We start from the raw sequence: 17,010 nt of genomic DNA, 5'->3' as shown, positions 1-17,010 counted from the left end.
AGCATAGGGCGGTTCGGTAGGAGTATTACCATCTGTGTCTGTGTGTTTAATGGGCTGCATCCCAATTGGCGCCAGTACCAATAGAGACTACAAGAGGGACGGAGATTTGTACCGTGTGTTCCATTAATTCACGAATTATCTTTTTGCTTGATTCAACTTCTTTATCATATACTTCAAAAACCAATTCATCATGAACTTGCATGATCATTTTTGCCGGTGGATTTTTTTGTTCATTTTGCCATTTGGCAATGGCTATCATGGCTTTTTTAATAATGTCTGCTGCAGTGCCTTGCATAGGCGCGTTAATCGCTGTTCGTTCCGCTGCTTTTTGCCGTACCATATTGCGCGCATTAATTTCAGGTAAATACAAACGTCTACCAAATAAGGTTTCTACATAACCGAGTTGATGCGCTTGTTGACGGGTTCGGTTCATGTATTCCAAAACTTTAGGGTAACGCCTGAAATAAGTATCGATGTAATATTGCGCATCATGACGTTCCACACCAATTTGTTTTGCCAGGCCAAAAGAAGACATTCCATAAATCAGGCCAAAATTGACTGCTTTAGCTCTGCGGCGTTGTTCGCTGCTTACTTCATCCAAAGGGGTTTGAAAAATTTCGCTGGCTGTCGCTGCATGAATATCCCAGCCCAGAGCAAAGGCTTTTAACAGATTTTCGTCTTGGGACAAATGAGCCATAATCCGTAATTCAATTTGGGAGTAATCTGCTGCAAGAATAAGAAAGTTCTCAGGAGCTATGAATGCGGTACGAATTAAACGGCCTTCTTCACTCCGTATGGGAATGTTTTGCAAATTGGGTTCACTTGAGGAAAGTCTACCGGTTGCCGTGACTGCCTGGTTATAAGATGTATGGACTCTGAGCGTTTTTGGATTAATTTTTTTAGGCAGAGCGTCAATATACGTAGAAACGAGTTTAGTGAGACTGCGGTATTCAAGGATCACTGCGGCAAGGCGGTAATCATAAGCCAACTCTTGCAATACAGATTCTGCTGTAGAGGGTTGTCCCGTTGGCGTTTTTGCGATTATTGGTAGTTTGTGCGAATCAAAGAGAATTTCTTGTAATTGTTTGGGTGAGTTCAGGTTAAAGGGCCTGCCAGCCAATTGTAATGCTTCTTGCTCCAATGCATTAATTCGTTCTTTCAAGCGATTTCCATGTTTCTCCAAAGTCACGGAATCGATAAGTACCCCGCGTCGTTCTATGTCTGCAAGAATGGTAACTAATGGCATTTCTATATCGGTGAACACATTGTGTACGGATTCTGGAATTAAAGGAAAAAGCTTATTGTGAAGTTGCAAGGTAATCTCTGCATCTTCCGCAGCATAAACGGCCGCTTTCTCCACTGGAATCTGATCAAAGCGCAGTTGTTTTGCTCCTTTCCCAGCAACTTCTTCATAACTAATCGCTTTGTGTCCCAGATATTTTAAGGCTAATGAATCCATGTCATGACGTCCTGCACCACTGTTAAGTACATAAGACTCTAACATGGTGTCATAACTTATCCCTTTTAGGTTAATGTCATAATTTTTCAATACTGCATAATCGTATTTGAGGTTTTGACCGATTTTTTTTATGTTAGGATTTTCTAAAATGGGTTTTAAAGCAGTTAAAACTTCTTCACGAATTAATTGCGCAGTGCCATCTGTATGCGTAAAGGGAATGTACACTGCTTTTCCTTCTTCAATTGCCAAGGAAATCCCAACAAGTTCTGCGAGCATAATATCGATGCTGGTTGTTTCTGTATCGATGCAGAATACTTGGCATTGCTCCAGTTGATTGAGCAAATGATTTAATTGCTGGTTGGTTGTAATCAATTCAAAAGGAATGCTGGAAATAACGGATTTACTTGTGGAGGAATTTCCTTCTTCTCCCAAAAGCTCTTTGAGCCAGTTTTTGAATTCAAATTCACGGGTTAATTCAATGAGTCGTTCTTTATTCATGGGATTAGGTTTTAATTCGCCCCAGCTTAAGGGTAAATCAACATCGGTTTTGATTGTTACCAATTTTTGGGATAATGGCAGTTGCGGGATACTCGCACGCAAATACTCGCCAATTTTGCCGCCAATCGTATCTGCATGGCGAATCAAATTATCCAGAGTTTGATATTCTGTAAGCCATTTGACTGCTGTTTTGGGTCCACATTTAGTTACCCCAGGAATATTATCGACGCTATCGCCAATAAGTGTAAGATAATCAATCATTTGTGAGGGTTTTATCCCAAATTTTTCTTTAACACCTTCAATATCCAAGAGGGTATTACTCATGGTATTGATTAACGTAATATGTTCATTGACGAGTTGCGCCATGTCTTTATCGCCTGTAGAGATCACTACAGGGATTCCCTGTTCAGTAGCCTGCCTTGCCAAGGTACCGATTACATCGTCTGCTTCGACCCCCTCAATAATCAGTATAGGAAGTCCCATAGATTTCAGCAGCTGGATTAAGGGCGCAAATTGAGTACTTAGTTCTTGGGGCATGGGAGGCCTATGCGCCTTATACTCTGGATACCATTCATCCCTGAATGTTTTTCCCTTGGCATCAAAGACTACAGCCAGTTCCTCCGGCTGATAATCTTTAATGAGTTTTTTAATCATATTCGCCACCCCATAGATGGCTCCTGTAGGTTGTCCTTTTGAATTAGTCAGAGGCGGTAATGCATGAAATGCACGAAAAAAATAGGATGAGCCATCAATGAGAATCAAGGGGGGTGTCATAGTTATTTTGCCTCTTCATTGGCAAGTTGCTTCTTCAGTAATTCGACTTGTTCGGAAAGAGCCTTAATATTTTTGCGTATTAAAGGAATTCGATTGACGGCGAGCTCATGCTGAATCGCAAGATCTTTAGGACGCGCTGGATTTCCTAAATAAATGTTCCCTTCTTTCAGATGTTTGTTCGGCGGTACTCCTGTGCGAGCACCTAATACCACGCCATCATCAATGCGAACATGATCACTGACTCCAACATTGGCAGCAAAAATAACATGGTTGCCTGATGTGGTGCTTCCTGCGATACCGGTAAAACCACATAGAATATTATGTTTCCCTAATTTTACAGAATGTGCTACTTGGACGAGATTATCAATTTTAGTCCCTTCGCCCACAACAGTTGCACCCATCGTGGCGCGATCTATAGCGGTATTGGCGCCTATTTCTACATCATCCCCTACAATGACTCGCCCAATATGAGGAACTTTGAGATGTTTGCCATCAACAAAAGTATAGCCAAAGCCATCGGAGCCTATAACCGTAGAGGCATGGATTATGACTCGGGAACCAATGTGACACTTATCGTACACAGTAACATGGGAATGGATGGTCGTATTATCCCCCAGAGTCACTTCACGACCAATATGAATATGACTTTTTAGAATACAGTTGTCGCCAATGCTACTGCCTGCTTCAATCACCACATAAGGTCCTATAAATACGTCCTTCCCCAATGTCACTCCTTCGCCAATGACTGCGCTAGGATGAATATCAGGAATGGTTTTTTGCGGGGGATTGAAAAAATGCATCAGGGTAATAAAGGCCTTGAATGGATGTTTTACTTGTATGAATGGTTTTTTTGCAACAGAAGTTTGTTCATTGACTAATATGGCAGCTGCTTGCGATGCTTCTGCTAATTTTACATTTTCATTACTGTCAGCAAACACTAGGCTTCCCGGCATAATCTCATCAATGGGTGATAAGAAAGAAATTTTTATTGAGTCATCCCCTATGACTACCCCTTGTACCTTATTTGCTATATCACCTAGTGAATAACTCATTTATTGGCCTTTTTTTATAAAATAGCTGATTATATACCCAAGAAACCTCCAATGCTATGCTTTAAATGGCTTCATTTTTTTGTCTGGAGGGCTTTATAAAAGATGAGCAAAAGTATCTCTGGCGGGTATGAGGGTATTCTATGAAACGGTGCATCCCTTTTCAGATTGATAAACGTCAACTTGATCCGTTGTTAATGTTTCTTCTGTCGCTAATGTTTCTTCTTTAAGACGTGATGCTTCCATTTTTAGTGTAATTGCTTGCAGGAATAACTCTTCCATATTTTCACCTGCTTTTGCACTTGCGGTCATGTAAAATAAATTATTATCCTTAATAAAGCGATTCAGTGCTTCAATATCTAATTCATTATCAGGTTCTGCATCACTTCTTAGTCCAACTAAAATAATTTTCCCTAAGCTGTCCCTATCTAAATAATGATTAATTTTTTCCAGCCATTTCATGGCACCTGTAAACGTTACTTTTCTGGTTAAATCAAAACCTATAATTGCAATGTCTGTCTGTTTAAAATAAAACCCGCATAAAGTTCCATAACGTGCTCCTCCGGGGATATCCCATATGTGAAGATTTATTTTACTTTCATTGGTTTCAATCAATTTATGATAAAAATCCACACCTGTTGTCGCTTTAATATTAACGGGGTATTTTCCCGAAGTAAGCGTTTTTAATAGGGAGGTTTTGCCGCAAACGTCTCCGACAAAAATCACCTTGAACGATGGAATCATAGTTCCTTTTTGTATGCCTATTTCTTTCAGCTCAATGTTTTTGCCAAAAAGCCCCAGCTTCGTTTTCATTGTGCATTCCCTAAATATAATTAATAACAAAAAAGGACTTCTTTGCTTGGTAAGTATATTTTTCAATCATCATGAATGAGTCATGCGTCAAGACGAAAATTAAAGTATATAGATGATAAATGCAACGGCAAATGAAGTATAGAAAAGTAAGTCCAAATACGGTATAAAATTAGCCTAAGTGTTTTGGATTTCATGATTAAAAATCAAAGGGATAGGTATGTTGAAAAAAATAATCGTAGCCTTAGGATTTTGCGGACTGTTTACAGTAAAAGTATATGCTGTCGATGACCCGTTTGCTCCTGTTTTACCCCTCGTTTGGTCATCAATTATTACTGTAAGCGGAGGACCTGCGTGGTCTCATCCAGGGAGTGATCAATATCTCTATCCTTTTCCGCCGCCTCAGTTCAACCTTTATCTTGCTGGTTCGAAATCTGATTGGTTAGGTACCGGTGAATTATTTTTCGGGTTACAGCATTTTATTGGTGCAAGCAGTTTTATCGCCCAGTTTGGACTTGGGGTTGCAGCAGCGAGTGATGTCAATTTTTCAGGCACAATTAATGTGAATGGTATTCCTGATGTATATACCTACCATTATAGCGTGAGCCATGTGCGCGCAGAGATGAAAGGAAAACTTATTGCCTGTGGTTTTCAAACCCTCCAGCCTTATTTAAGTGGTAGTTTTGGTGTTGGCTGGAATCATGCTCATAACTGGGTTCCTTCGACAATTGATCCTGTCCTTTTTCCAGCATTTTGGTTTGAGACGGTTAGTACGGTTGCTTTCTCGTATACTCTTGGACTTGGGGTGCAAAAAATGCTAACCCCGAATTGGCAGGTAGGTGCAGGAGCTGAATTTGCAGATTTAGGTAAACATCATTTGGGGGACGATAACCTTACATTGAGCCAAGGTCCTGGGGGACCTCATATATATACTGTTGGGGCATTGTTCAGTTTGAGCTATATGTTTTAAAACAGTCTGGGTGCCGGTTTACCTACGCAGGAATGACTCTACGCAGCTTGCAGCCGGGAATAGTACTTAATTTGAGTCGGGTAATTTATCGAATCATTAGATCCTGGCCGCAAGCAGCCAGGCTACCAATTATTTTTTATCTTATGTATCTGCGTAAGATCAAGGCAACGTTCGCGCCTCCAAAAGCGAAATGATTGGACAATACAATATCAATGGTCTTTTTACGGGCTTCGTTCGCTACATAATCCAAATCACAGGCGGGATCTTGAGTTTCTAAGTTTATTGTAGGTAATAACAAATCATGTTGCAGACTGAGTGATGTGGAAATGACTTCCATTACACCAGATGCACCTATTGCATGCCCAATCATTGATTTTTGTGCCGTAATTGGGAGCTCATAGGCTCTTTCACCAAATAGTGATTTAATTGTTTGTGTTTCGACCATATCATTTAATTGCGTTCCAGTTCCATGCGCTTTGAGATATTGAATATCTCGAGGTGATAATTTTGCATCATCCAATGCTCCTTGAATCGCGCGTTGCTGTCCTTCTGAAGAGGGTGCGGTAATATGAAATGCGTCACAGCTGGAGCCAAAACCAATAATTTCTGCGAAAATAGTAGCTCCTCGTGCTTTCGCTTGATTTAGTTCTTCAAGAATTAAAACTCCAGCCCCTTCTGCCATGACCATCCCCTCACGATTTAGGTCAAATGGGCGGCAGGCTTTTGTTGGATTTGCATTATTAGTGGACATTACCTTTAATTTACACCACGCAGACATCATTGATTCCCAAAGCGGTGCTTCAGTACCTCCGCAGATCGCCGTGGAAATTCTACCGTTAGCGATTTGTTGGTAAGCTGCCCCTATCGCATCAGCTGATGAAACACATGCATTAGAAATAGTGGAATTAGGCCCGCTTAGGCCGAATGCTATGGCGATAAAATTTGCAATGGAATTGGACATTCCTTTGATCACCGTCAGTGCCTGCATTTTTTTCCAATTTTCAGCGAAGAAGAATTTATAACTTGCCTCTGATTCTGGGTATCCTCCCATTCCAGTACCTATGAAAGTCCCGGCTTTGCTGAGTTCATGGGGAGTGATTTGGGATTGTTCTATTGCATGATGTGTGCAGTAGAGTGCGAATTGAGCAACTCGTGGATAGCGTTTATTCTTATTAAACTCGGGAAGATGTTCCAGAGAAAAATCGGTAATTTCACCTGCTATTTGTGTGGGGTATGAAGAAGGATCATAGCTTTGAATGCGTTTTATTCCGCATTGTCCCTGTTTTGCAGCCTCCCAGAATTTGCCTAAGCCTGTTCCTATGGAAGAGGTTATTTCCATGCCGGTTATGACAACCCTTTTTTTCATCATGATCCTTTTTATTTTTAGTATGAAACTTTCTATGTAAGTTGAAAAACAATTTTGCAGTAAATATAGCGCCACCCACTAAGTTCGATACATCGTTGCAAGCTCGTTCGGCTCAGTCATGTACTTGAGTACACTCCTTCACCTCACTTTACTTGCGCCTTGTCTAGAACTTAGTGGATGACGCTATAGTTGTTCCAGCTTTTAGGACAATACTAAAGGTGGGGTTTAAATTCTGTCAAGTTCTATATGAAGAGGTTCTATTTTACAGAAAAAGAGTTACCTAAAGGGGCCGATATAAACCAGTTTTTAAATGTGAACGTCCCAATTTTTATTCACGGAATAATTCGTTAGCCAACAGCCCTTCCAGATAAGTCCAGGGTGAATTAACGTCTTTTTTTTGCGATAACTCGTTTTTGCAATTCGTAGAAATCAATTTCCCAGTAATCACACGAGTTTTGAGTTAGAAAACCAAGCCGGGTATATAGGTTAAGTGCCTTTTGATTATGTGTTTCTACATCTAGATTGAGGTGGGGTTTGCCTTCACTTAATGCATGGTTAATACAGTATGAAATTAATGCTGTTCCCAGACCTTTCCCCTGTCGCTTTGGCAAAACGGCGATATCAGAAAGTGTTGCACCATTTTTTTCCCAGCGTATATGTGCTTTTCCCACAAGGTGGTTGTCCTCAAATGCCAGTATTATTTGATATGTTCTATCACTGAGTATGTGCTCAAAGCGTGGAACTAATTCTGTTTCCGTTTTGAAGAAACATGCCTCATCCAGAATGCAAAGCATTGGAATATCTTTTTCTGTTGCTGTACGGTACGTCAGATTTTTTTGGTAATCCAGTAAGGGAGTTAAATCATGTCGCTCCATATAATATTCACTATGCATATAGGAAAAACCAAGCTCAGGTAGCCATTGACTATTCAAAAGGTAAGGACTAGAAAAAATCAATTTAAAATAGCCTTGCTCTTGTATCAGGGGTAAAATATTGCGCAGCATTTTTTTGGCAATACCTTTACGGCGATAATCTGGATGAACAATCAGTGAAATTTCAACTGCATCCTCATAAAAGAAAAAAACACTTAAAAATCCCACTAATTGTTGTTTATCGTGATACCTTAAGACTGTAGGTAAACTTCTTTTTTGGACGAGCAAGTGAGCATACGAATTAGGTACGCTGCCATCTTTCTTTTTACAGACAGCTTTTAATTCTTCTAGTTCTTTGAGTTGGTCTTCATTGAGTTGAGTAGTTTTACTAAGCATAATTGGTATTAATAAATATTATTCGTTTTTTTAAAGAATAGCTTGTTTTATGTTAATTTGCTCTTATTAAAATAAATTTATTAAAAATGCAAGTTTAAAACAGCGACTACAATTTCCAAAATGATTAATACGATGATAATAATTTCTAAATTATGACCGTGCCGATTGTCTAAGTACCCATTAAACATATCAAAGATTTCATTAAGAGTGTCCAATCGATGATTAATCGCATTGACGCGTCTTTGGATATGTAAGTAACGTTCCAACATAGTAAAGTGCTCTTCTAAGGTTGGATGTTGCCAAAAATATTTTGGATGATAAAGGAAATTACTAATTAAGTTCATTTCACTTTTTGCTCCAAGGATTTCTCCAATAATCTGCTGAATTTGAGTACGGCTAATTTCCATCTCACCTGTATGCGATAGTTTTTGGATCATTGGATTGTATTTATCAATCAGCCCATCAATAATGGTTTCAAAATATTGTAACTTGACTGATTGAGAAAACCCATAAGACAAACTGAGTTTGAGTTCGTCACTGTCGTCTTCTATAGTCAAGCAGTCTACATCGAAAAAATCATGGGGTTCTATAGTTGTTTTATCACCACGTTGATAATGAAATTCATCATGCACTAAAATGGTAACGGGTTTATCAATCAAGAGTTTGATGGTATTCAGGTAATCATTAATTTGATACCGTTTAATTCCCCAGGAAACCACAGTGCCATTTTTAAAAATGAAAATGGTATGATCTTTGTTGTGGTTCGCGCTTAACTTAAGAACATCACGAGTTTTCAGTGAAGTAAAGTCAGTTGAAGCGTTTTTAAAATAATTGTCTACGCGTGGTAAATCAATTGATTTGGCAATACAAAAACTTAAGCATTCCATGATGGTAGTAATCCGCGAAATAAAAGCTTTCTACGATGAAAATAGATACATGTTCTGCTGTATCTGATAATCGATAATTAGAGTCAGATACAGCATTTTACAATATATAATAATTATCTCAACTTTAACTATTATACACTATCTGCTGTTTCACGGGCTGGATAAGTTTTTTTTCGGTCTGTTGCCCCAGCTAACCATTGTGGACAAACTTCTAAAATTTCGGCAATTTTATTAAGTTGTTCCTTTACTGGAAGTATGTGGCCAAAAATTAAAGAATTTGCTAAATGACGTGAAACACCAAATACTTTAGATACTGCTTTGATTTTCTCAGTTAACTCTTCCGGAAAGCCCAGTGAAGCTAACTCGCGATTGAAGCGCTGCGAAAATACTTTACTGTTCATTTTCTCACTCCATGAAAAAATAATATTCAGCATCATGCTGCCCCATCTAGATACCTGTCATTCCTTGATTCAGGTAAGAGAGTTATAACCCATTTTTTTTTAATAGCAAAGTTTTTTTATCCTAAAATCAATTAGTTATTTATCTAGTTACCATTATGGTAACTAGTTGACCACTGGAACGGCTTAAGCAGTTAAGCAAAGAATAAGTTTTGCTGTGTATAATTAGATCATAAAGACCATTATGAGATCATATTAATCATGAGATTATCTAGCATTTTTGGTTTTAGCTTTCAAGGAGTTAAAGAAAGTGCTCATGAAGTCCATAAAAAAACGATTGCTTATGATCAAACAGGTCATGCGCATCATGTTATTTTCAAAAAGAATAAACATCCAGGTGTTAAGGGTCAAGAGGCGTCTAAACTGGAGGCTTGCTTTACCGCAGTTGCTAATGCGTACGCTGCACCACATCGTGCGTTAAGACAAGACATAGTAACGGATTCTCAAGGTAAAATCGTCGGTGTATGTACTGAGAATGCAGGCCATGCTTTATTGCGTCTTCAGAAGAAAGATAAAAACATCGTTTTTATGCAGCCACCACAAGGTTTATTACCCAAGGGGGAAGTGAGTGAAGAACAATTTGCGCAATGGATAAAGGGACATACGGTAATTGAAGAAAAAATTGCTGTTAAAAATAAATGGGAAGCAATCGTTCTTAAAAGAGTACAACAAGAAAAACAACAAGAGCTAGGAGAAGCTTATAAGAAACGATTGAAAGAATATTGGGATGAACGGAAAAAGCTGGGAGAATATAAAAACATAGATCCCAAAGATCTTGATGTGGCAGTCATGTTTTGTAATGATCAATTAGATCAAGGAATTACCAAATTTGATGCTCAAAAAATTCCCAAAAGATTAAAATCCATCTTAGAGCCGATGTCTGAGCATCTTCGGGTTATTTTTGAAGCAGAAAAGCTAAGAAGAAAATGTCAGGAACCTAAAACAAAAGCAGAAAATATCAAACAAGAAGTACAGATGGCAACCTATGGCGTAGGTGAAGGGATTAATTTTCTGGAAAAATTACCGCAAAATTTCTTCGCAAGGCTTTTGGAGCAAAAAAGACTTGGTACAGTAGATATTGATATGGACTCATTGGCAGATGTGTTTACCTCAGCCTATGGACTCGAAGAAGATGATTTACACAAGGGAAATATTGGTTATTACGTTACGTGTGACAATGGTCGTCCCTGCTTTCATTTTTTTAAAATAGATCATGATTTGATGTTCAGTGATAAAATTATGGCTGCACGTGATGCTCGTTTTGCTAATCTTCGCTATTCCAGTGATAAATTTCGTATTACTACTCGCGACTTGCTTGGGTTTCCCGATCTGCAAGACTCAGGAAATCATTATTGGCCGACAAAAAGAGCTATTATTTCTACAGGTTCAAAAGCATATCAAAGTGAAGAAGATCGGGCCGCCTATAAATCCTTAAAAGATGATCCTGAATTTCAGAAAGCAAAGTGGATGCGTTTTTTAAAGCAAGCAGTGATGCCGCAAAGTTTTATTTCCAAATGTTTGCATCAACCTCTAGATGAAGTGGGTACTGATCCTGAAACTGAAAGTACTTTGACCATTGTGCAACGAGCAAGCTCCTCCAAAATCGCTGAATTACGTGTAGCGCTTTTAGCAATACCGGAATTTAGAGAATATTTGCACCATAATTTTGACGAAGCAAGCAAAACAATTCTTGCTGAATTACAGCAACATTGCATCGCAATAAACTGCTCTCCCAATGAAATAAATCGATATAAGTTGGAAGCAAGCAAGATGTTGAAATCAATTCAGAGAGTATGCGAAAAAGATACCCCGGCATTGCATGCTGCAATTCAAACACAAAGTTATCGTTGTTATGAAACAGCAAAATATTTTAAGGATATTCTGAATAAAAAAGACGCTGAAGGACATACGGCATTGGATTTTGCAGTCGCTAATTTTGAAAAATATACTGAGAAACTAAAAAGTCCAGGAGTTGCAAAGTCAGCATTGGGTCCTTATTACATACAAATGAAAGTTTATTATGCAGATGTGATTTGTGATTTGCATCATCACAAGGCAAAGCATGGATTATCTGCAAATGAATATGCATTGGTTATTGCTCAAGCACAAAAAACCAATTCCGCATCAATCCTGATTCCGAAGGTACGTTCATTGGAAGACTATAAACACTATCTCTCTATCATGCGGAAAGAACCTTCACGAACTTTAAAACAAGATAAAGTGTATGCAGTAGAATTGCTGGAAAAAGCAGATTTAAGTGCAGAAGAACTTTTGCGATTAAGAGATGAGTTAAAAGGAAAAGAACCCGCCGGACATTTAAAGTTTATTAAAGAGCTTCGATCGGAAATCTGGATAATAAAAAAACTCAGAGGTGTTTACGGAGAAACGAGTACTGTAGATGCTATGAAAAAGTGTATCGATCAAAAATTAGAGCAATTACAGAATAAACCTCAGGATGAACCTCCGGCATTAAGTGTTTGTTCCGTAACGGCTTAATGGAATAGCTCACTTTTTAGCATAAGGATTGTAAGTTTTTTTAATTGTTGAATCATTGCCTGTATTTTTTTATTCTTTCCTATCATGATGAGTATTCATTTATTAGAAGATTTTCGATCAAAATGAGAATTAATTTATAAATTTTTACACTATTCGTATGAAATAGGGTATAATACCGGCTGAAATTAATTAGAGTTATCACTTTATTTGGATAACTTCTTACTTTTATTGTTCTTTGCAGTGGTTCAGGGATAATAACCATTACAGGGAATATTTATTTCATATTAGGAGTTAAAACATAATGATGAAAATAGCCTCATTACTATTGGGTATAGTTTTAACTGGTTATGCTTTTGCAGACGATCCTAAAGAAATAGCAGCTCACAAAGTGTCCCTTGCTGGCTTGCAACCTGGTGAAGGCCGTTTCATTCGTAGTGATGTATTTGAGAATAATAAATTTCAATCCGGTTCTTATTTTTGTGCTGGGGCTGATAGCATTCTGTACGATATGCAATATGTGTTTTCAAAAAGCCGTGAACCATTTCATGCAGAACATTTAATTAAGTTTTCAATATGTCAAGATGAAACTATGGCTCAATGCCAAGAGTTTGCTACAGATAAATATTTTACTTTTAGAAACCTTGATGGTTATTTGCAAAATGATAGTACCCAATCAACTGTGGACGTTTCCCCCTTAAAAGTTGTTTATCAATCCTGTGAGCCTAATGAAGATATGGATGAATTGGTTAAAAAGTCAATTCATGAAAATGATCGTCGTTTTTCAACTGTAGGATAAAGATTTTTCTTTTTGATTGTAACCTGGGAATTTCAAGATCATGAACCCAGGTTACATTTCACCCAGGCCATCATGATGTTTGTTTTTTGCGCCAATTGACTCACTTGATTTGTTATATTTTTGTAAAATTCATTCGAAATTTAGCCTGAATTTGCTCATGGGTGGTTAAATAACTGCTCACTTTGAGCGCTGTATATGTATTCTGGAGATACCTGAATGAAAAAAATGAAAGTATTAGGATGTTGGTTATTATTAATGCTCGCATTGGATGCACACGCCTACCAAACCCGAGAAAGTAAAATTTACAATGACAAGGGTCAGATTGTCCATATAGATGGTCTGTCATGGTCTGGATTTCAGGACACGAATGTTTTTCAAGGCTTACAAAGCAATCCTTTTTATGCAATTCCATCTTTGAGTTCCAATCCAAGAGCCTATGGAATGATGGATTTGATTAGTCATCCATGGGATTTTCCCAGTTCAGGGGCGGATAAAAATTCATCGGTAAGTTTTAAAACGTTACGATTACCTATCCAACCCGAGGTTCTTTATGATGATCAACATGAGGTCGATTTAAATAAGTGGCTTTCTGACAAATCTTCCCCAAGCGCAGGTAATGGTATCTTTTGTAAGACATGGCAGAGTAATGGTACTGCTTGCGAAAAAGCGGTTAGCCCAAAGCAAGCGTTTTGGATCGTGTTGCAGGAACTAAAAAAGAAGAATGTCAAAGTAATGATTGATATCCATCATCGTCATGGGTATGGTGATGCGATGCGAGATGGCACTGTTTATGATATGCAACGATATGGAAATGATATTTCTCTTTTAGCTACAGAAATTAAAAATCGCAACTTAGATAATGTATTGGGAATTGATATTTTTAATGAGCCTTATCGTTTAAATTGGTTTAAAACACATGACTCCCAAGTACCTTGGACAAAAGTCATAGCAACTGCTGCTAATGCAGTGCAGAAAAACAATCCTAATTTACTGTTATTCGTAGAAGGTCCTGATTCAGGAAATGATGATGCAAATAATCCGGTAATTTGTGTCCCTAAATCTCAAGTAGTGAATGATAACGGATACAGCCATTCTCCTGATCCCTCTTTATGTGGCAATTTAGAGCGTATGTTTTTTAAAGGAAATTGGGGAGAAGACTTCAAGCCTTTACTGGATGAAAAACAGGCTAAAAATGGAACCGCTGTATTTGATAAAAATAAATTTAGGAATCAGTTAATCACCCAAGGAATAAATCAGTCTGCGTTACAATGGTTGTTGGGAGATGAACAGGCTCAAAACAGTCATTTGGTTTTTTCGCCGCATGTATACCCTGCTGAGGTTGCTGGTTGGGAAACTGCGCCGGGGATGCCAAGTCAATTACGCTTCGACTGGTCATGGGGATTTTTATATAAAGCAGGCTATCCTGTTGTGCTTGGTGAGGCATCATGGAAAACCGCAAAAGGAAAGGCATTTTTTACCAATTCGCTCATGCCTTATCTACAGGCGAATATGGAAACAAACAACCTTTTCTTCTGGGCAATTGGCTATCTAGGAGATACGGTAAGTGCGATTGATCCTAATTCTGGTGAGCTCAATTTAGATGTGCAACAAACGTTAAAGAATTATTTTAATAACGTTTAGTTAATAGGAATGTAGCCTGGGTGAAGCGCAGCGGAACCCGGGGATTTGAGGAGAATTCATCCCGGGTTCCGCTGCGCTTCACCCAGGCTACATCGTACAAGTTCGCATTTATTCACTCCCCACACAATGATGACAGGTAAATACATTTTGAGGATCATATTTGTGTTTTATTTGCAGGAGCTTAGGATAATTGCTTCCCCATAAAGCCCCTTGCCAATTTTTAATAAAGTAATCTGCTTCATTCGGATAAGTACCTGAATCAGGACTTAAAGCATGCAGTAGCTCCACTGCTTTACGGGCTTTCTTTATTACCTCTTTGGCTTTGATTAAATCGGGTTGATGACTCGCAATATGGGCATAAGTATCTTGTTGGCCTCCAGAAATAATGAGTAAAGCTGCTGCATCGAGTACTTCGGGGTTCATGGCAGTATTTTTTTGACGGGCAATAACGTCTGATGGTGCACCCGACAACCCTTTATTAAAATGAAGTACAACTTCAGTAAAACGTGATGCCGCAAAAAGTGTTCTGGCAAAATTCATTGAATTGTCTTTGGCAAATAATTTGTAGGGAAGATACATAGAGAGATAGTAGTTGATATATACGGATACTTCAGATTGATTCGATGCCCACCAAAACTCGCCTGCAGATGCGTTTTTTTCTTGGTTAACCACAATTGCATCAGGTGCATTTGCAATCAAATAGTCAAAATCCCAGTAGTGTTTTGCAGGACGTGTAGCGCTGTTGAAGCGAAATTGGTATTGTTCCGGTCTTTTGGTTAACCAGTTAAGAAATGGCTGCCAAAGTTTGTCCACTTCCGTTTTATTTAATCCAACAAAAACCAGGGAAAAATTCATTTTATTATTTGGCGTTAAAGTAACTTGCTCCCCCCAATGTTCGTTATGGAGATTGAGGCGATAAAAATGGATAAAGTAATCAATGAGTTTTGCATATGCTGCATCGGATTTTGCAGTAATGGTTCCTTTGACTTTGCCAAATAATGCGGGGAGGTCATGAGTTTGCAAAGTGATTTTACTGACAATGCCGTAAGTACCTCCGCCGCCTCCTTTTAATGCCCAGAAAAGATCTTGATTTTGACAGGCATTAACGGTGCGTATTGTTCCATCCGCAGTAATCATTTCTACTTCCAAAACCCCAGCAGCTCCTGTGCCGAATTTTTTGGAAAAGCTACCAAATCCTCCACCCTGAATAAATCCACCAGCAGCGCCGACAGTGACACAACCTCCCCCTTGAACATAGCGGCCATGATGTGTAGTGACTTCTTTATATGCCTCTAGCCATCGCGTACCTGCTGCAAGGGTGACTGCTGTTACCGGTGTATGCGTTTTAGAACATCCCCTGGGGATAAAATGATCGTGAATGGTCACCTGACGCATGTTATGTGTCCAGATCAAGAGTGAATTGGGTGCATTGGATCTGCCAAGGTAATCATGACCAGTTCCTTTTACTACAAGTTTAATGCGATGTTTGCGTGCAAAATTAACTGCAGCCGCTATTTCTTGCGCATTTTCAACAGCAATCACATAAGAACTTACCGCAGATTGCCAGGCATCCACCCAGCCATTCGATTGTGTCGCTCCAGCGTGCGATTCAATAAAATAAGGATTTTTTAGCTTATTGAGCACCTGTTGGCATGCAGTGCTTTTAATGTTTTGAATGCAAGGAGCTAAGGGAGAATGTCCTCGCATCAAGTGACCGTTTACTTGCCTATTTAACCCATCCCATTGCGCTTTGGTTGGCCAACAGGGTTGATCGGGTAAACAATAGATAGATTGCTGATTGGACTGATTTGCCAAAACTCCATTACAAATAAAGCTCATCAATAGAGGAACTATCATTATCCATAATTGCATCAATCATTTCCAAATTGTTATTTATAAGCGTTACATATGTAACGCAGGTCTAACATTCCATGCACGGCAATGCCATACCTCAGAGGGGTCTTCATTTTCAAAAATACACAATGCTCCTGTAGCAATTTTGATTCCATACCGCGCACTGAATGTTGCAAAATCACCAGTCAAATAAGGCGAGAAACGAGCAATCCCATTACTTGTGACTACGAGACATGTTTTTCCAGTATACTCTTTACGCAGACGAATGGAAAAATCCATCCAATTATTAATAAGTGCAGCAGGATCTACCTTCCAACCGTTAGGTACTATGGCATGTGTTTCCCAGGCATTAATTGCTTCGTTCCCAATGCGCGCGACTACATGCTCTTCAGGTTGATTTTCATCAGGCCCATAATCAATTTCGTTGAAGATAGCCAGTGTTTCAATAGGTAAATTGATTCCCATGGCACTTTGTGCTTCTTCTGCGGTTTGTTGGGCGCGTTTGAGTTGTGACGTGAAGAGGACGTCAGGAATAAGATCATTCTTTTTAAGATAGATGCCCAGCATGCGTCCTTGATTTAAACCAGTATCGACTAGGGGCAGATCAGTGGTTCCTACTCTTCTGACCACGTCGCCAGGCGCAAAAGTATTCCCATGACGTGCAACAAGTAATCGTGTTGTCAT

13 protein-coding genes are annotated in these 17,010 nt (G+C 38.9%); 4 read left to right on the top strand and 9 right to left on the bottom strand.

Annotation, left to right across the window (positions count from 1 at the left end):
* Positions 1-46 precede the first annotated feature (46 nt).
* From polA to Lani_RS10770, 3 genes are all read right to left on the bottom strand, one after another.
* Positions 47-2,731 (bottom strand): DNA polymerase I, encoded by a 2,685-nt coding sequence (polA, locus tag Lani_RS10780; RefSeq protein WP_019232564.1) that lies wholly within the window; start codon positions 2,729-2,731, stop codon positions 47-49.
* A gap of 2 nt (positions 2,732-2,733) precedes the next feature.
* Positions 2,734-3,783: a UDP-3-O-(3-hydroxymyristoyl)glucosamine N-acyltransferase gene (lpxD, locus tag Lani_RS10775; RefSeq protein WP_019232563.1), complete on the bottom strand. Its 1,050-nt coding sequence runs from the start codon at positions 3,781-3,783 to the stop codon at positions 2,734-2,736.
* A 138-nt stretch (positions 3,784-3,921) separates the two neighbouring features.
* On the bottom strand, positions 3,922-4,593 hold the full coding sequence (locus Lani_RS10770; protein WP_019232562.1) for a Rab family GTPase: 672 nt from the start codon (positions 4,591-4,593) through the stop codon (positions 3,922-3,924).
* A 217-nt stretch (positions 4,594-4,810) separates the two neighbouring features.
* On the opposite strand from Lani_RS10770, the gene Lani_RS10765 reads away from it, so the two are divergent.
* Positions 4,811-5,560: an outer membrane protein gene (locus Lani_RS10765; protein WP_019232561.1), complete on the top strand. Its 750-nt coding sequence runs from the start codon at positions 4,811-4,813 to the stop codon at positions 5,558-5,560.
* 136 nt (positions 5,561-5,696) lie between these two features.
* On the opposite strand, the gene Lani_RS10760 is transcribed toward Lani_RS10765, so the two are convergent.
* The 4 genes from Lani_RS10760 to Lani_RS20395 form a co-directional block, all read right to left on the bottom strand.
* Positions 5,697-6,926, bottom strand: a complete 1,230-nt coding sequence (locus Lani_RS10760; RefSeq protein WP_019232560.1) for a beta-ketoacyl-[acyl-carrier-protein] synthase family protein — start codon at positions 6,924-6,926, stop codon at positions 5,697-5,699.
* A gap of 383 nt (positions 6,927-7,309) precedes the next feature.
* The gene (locus Lani_RS10755) at positions 7,310-8,194 is read right to left on the bottom strand and encodes a GNAT family N-acetyltransferase (protein WP_058388547.1); all 885 of its coding nucleotides are present in this window, start codon (positions 8,192-8,194) and stop codon (positions 7,310-7,312) included.
* Between the two features lie 80 nt (positions 8,195-8,274).
* A complete protein-coding gene (locus Lani_RS10750; RefSeq protein ID WP_019232559.1) occupies positions 8,275-9,081 on the bottom strand; it encodes an RMD1 family protein in 807 nt (268 codons plus the stop codon).
* Between the two features lie 131 nt (positions 9,082-9,212).
* On the bottom strand, positions 9,213-9,482 hold the full coding sequence (locus Lani_RS20395) for a hypothetical protein (protein ID WP_040522070.1): 270 nt from the start codon (positions 9,480-9,482) through the stop codon (positions 9,213-9,215).
* A 258-nt stretch (positions 9,483-9,740) separates the two neighbouring features.
* Between Lani_RS20395 and Lani_RS10740 the strand changes: the two genes are divergently transcribed.
* From Lani_RS10740 to Lani_RS10730, 3 genes are all read left to right on the top strand, one after another.
* Positions 9,741-12,035, top strand: coding sequence for a hypothetical protein (locus tag Lani_RS10740; RefSeq protein WP_019232557.1), 2,295 nt, complete (start codon positions 9,741-9,743; stop codon positions 12,033-12,035).
* Between the two features lie 301 nt (positions 12,036-12,336).
* Entirely contained in the window at positions 12,337-12,831 is a 495-nt protein-coding gene (locus Lani_RS10735) for a hypothetical protein (protein ID WP_019232555.1), read from the top strand.
* Positions 12,832-13,047: 216 nt separating this feature from the next.
* Positions 13,048-14,472: a cellulase family glycosylhydrolase gene (locus tag Lani_RS10730; protein WP_019232554.1), complete on the top strand. Its 1,425-nt coding sequence runs from the start codon at positions 13,048-13,050 to the stop codon at positions 14,470-14,472.
* Between the two features lie 108 nt (positions 14,473-14,580).
* On the opposite strand, the gene Lani_RS10725 is transcribed toward Lani_RS10730, so the two are convergent.
* Both Lani_RS10725 and Lani_RS10720 read right to left on the bottom strand, forming a co-directional pair.
* A complete protein-coding gene (locus tag Lani_RS10725; RefSeq protein ID WP_019232553.1) occupies positions 14,581-16,344 on the bottom strand; it encodes an FAD-dependent oxidoreductase in 1,764 nt (587 codons plus the stop codon).
* A 30-nt stretch (positions 16,345-16,374) separates the two neighbouring features.
* Positions 16,375-17,010 (bottom strand): histidine phosphatase family protein, encoded by a 636-nt coding sequence (locus tag Lani_RS10720; protein ID WP_058388546.1) that lies wholly within the window; start codon positions 17,008-17,010, stop codon positions 16,375-16,377.

Origin of the sequence: Legionella anisa (assembly GCF_001467525.1) — a bacterium.
GTDB lineage: Bacteria > Pseudomonadota > Gammaproteobacteria > Legionellales > Legionellaceae > Legionella > Legionella anisa.
The sequence above is the reverse complement of the archived record's forward strand: the minus strand, read 5'-3'. Positions and strand labels throughout refer to the sequence as shown.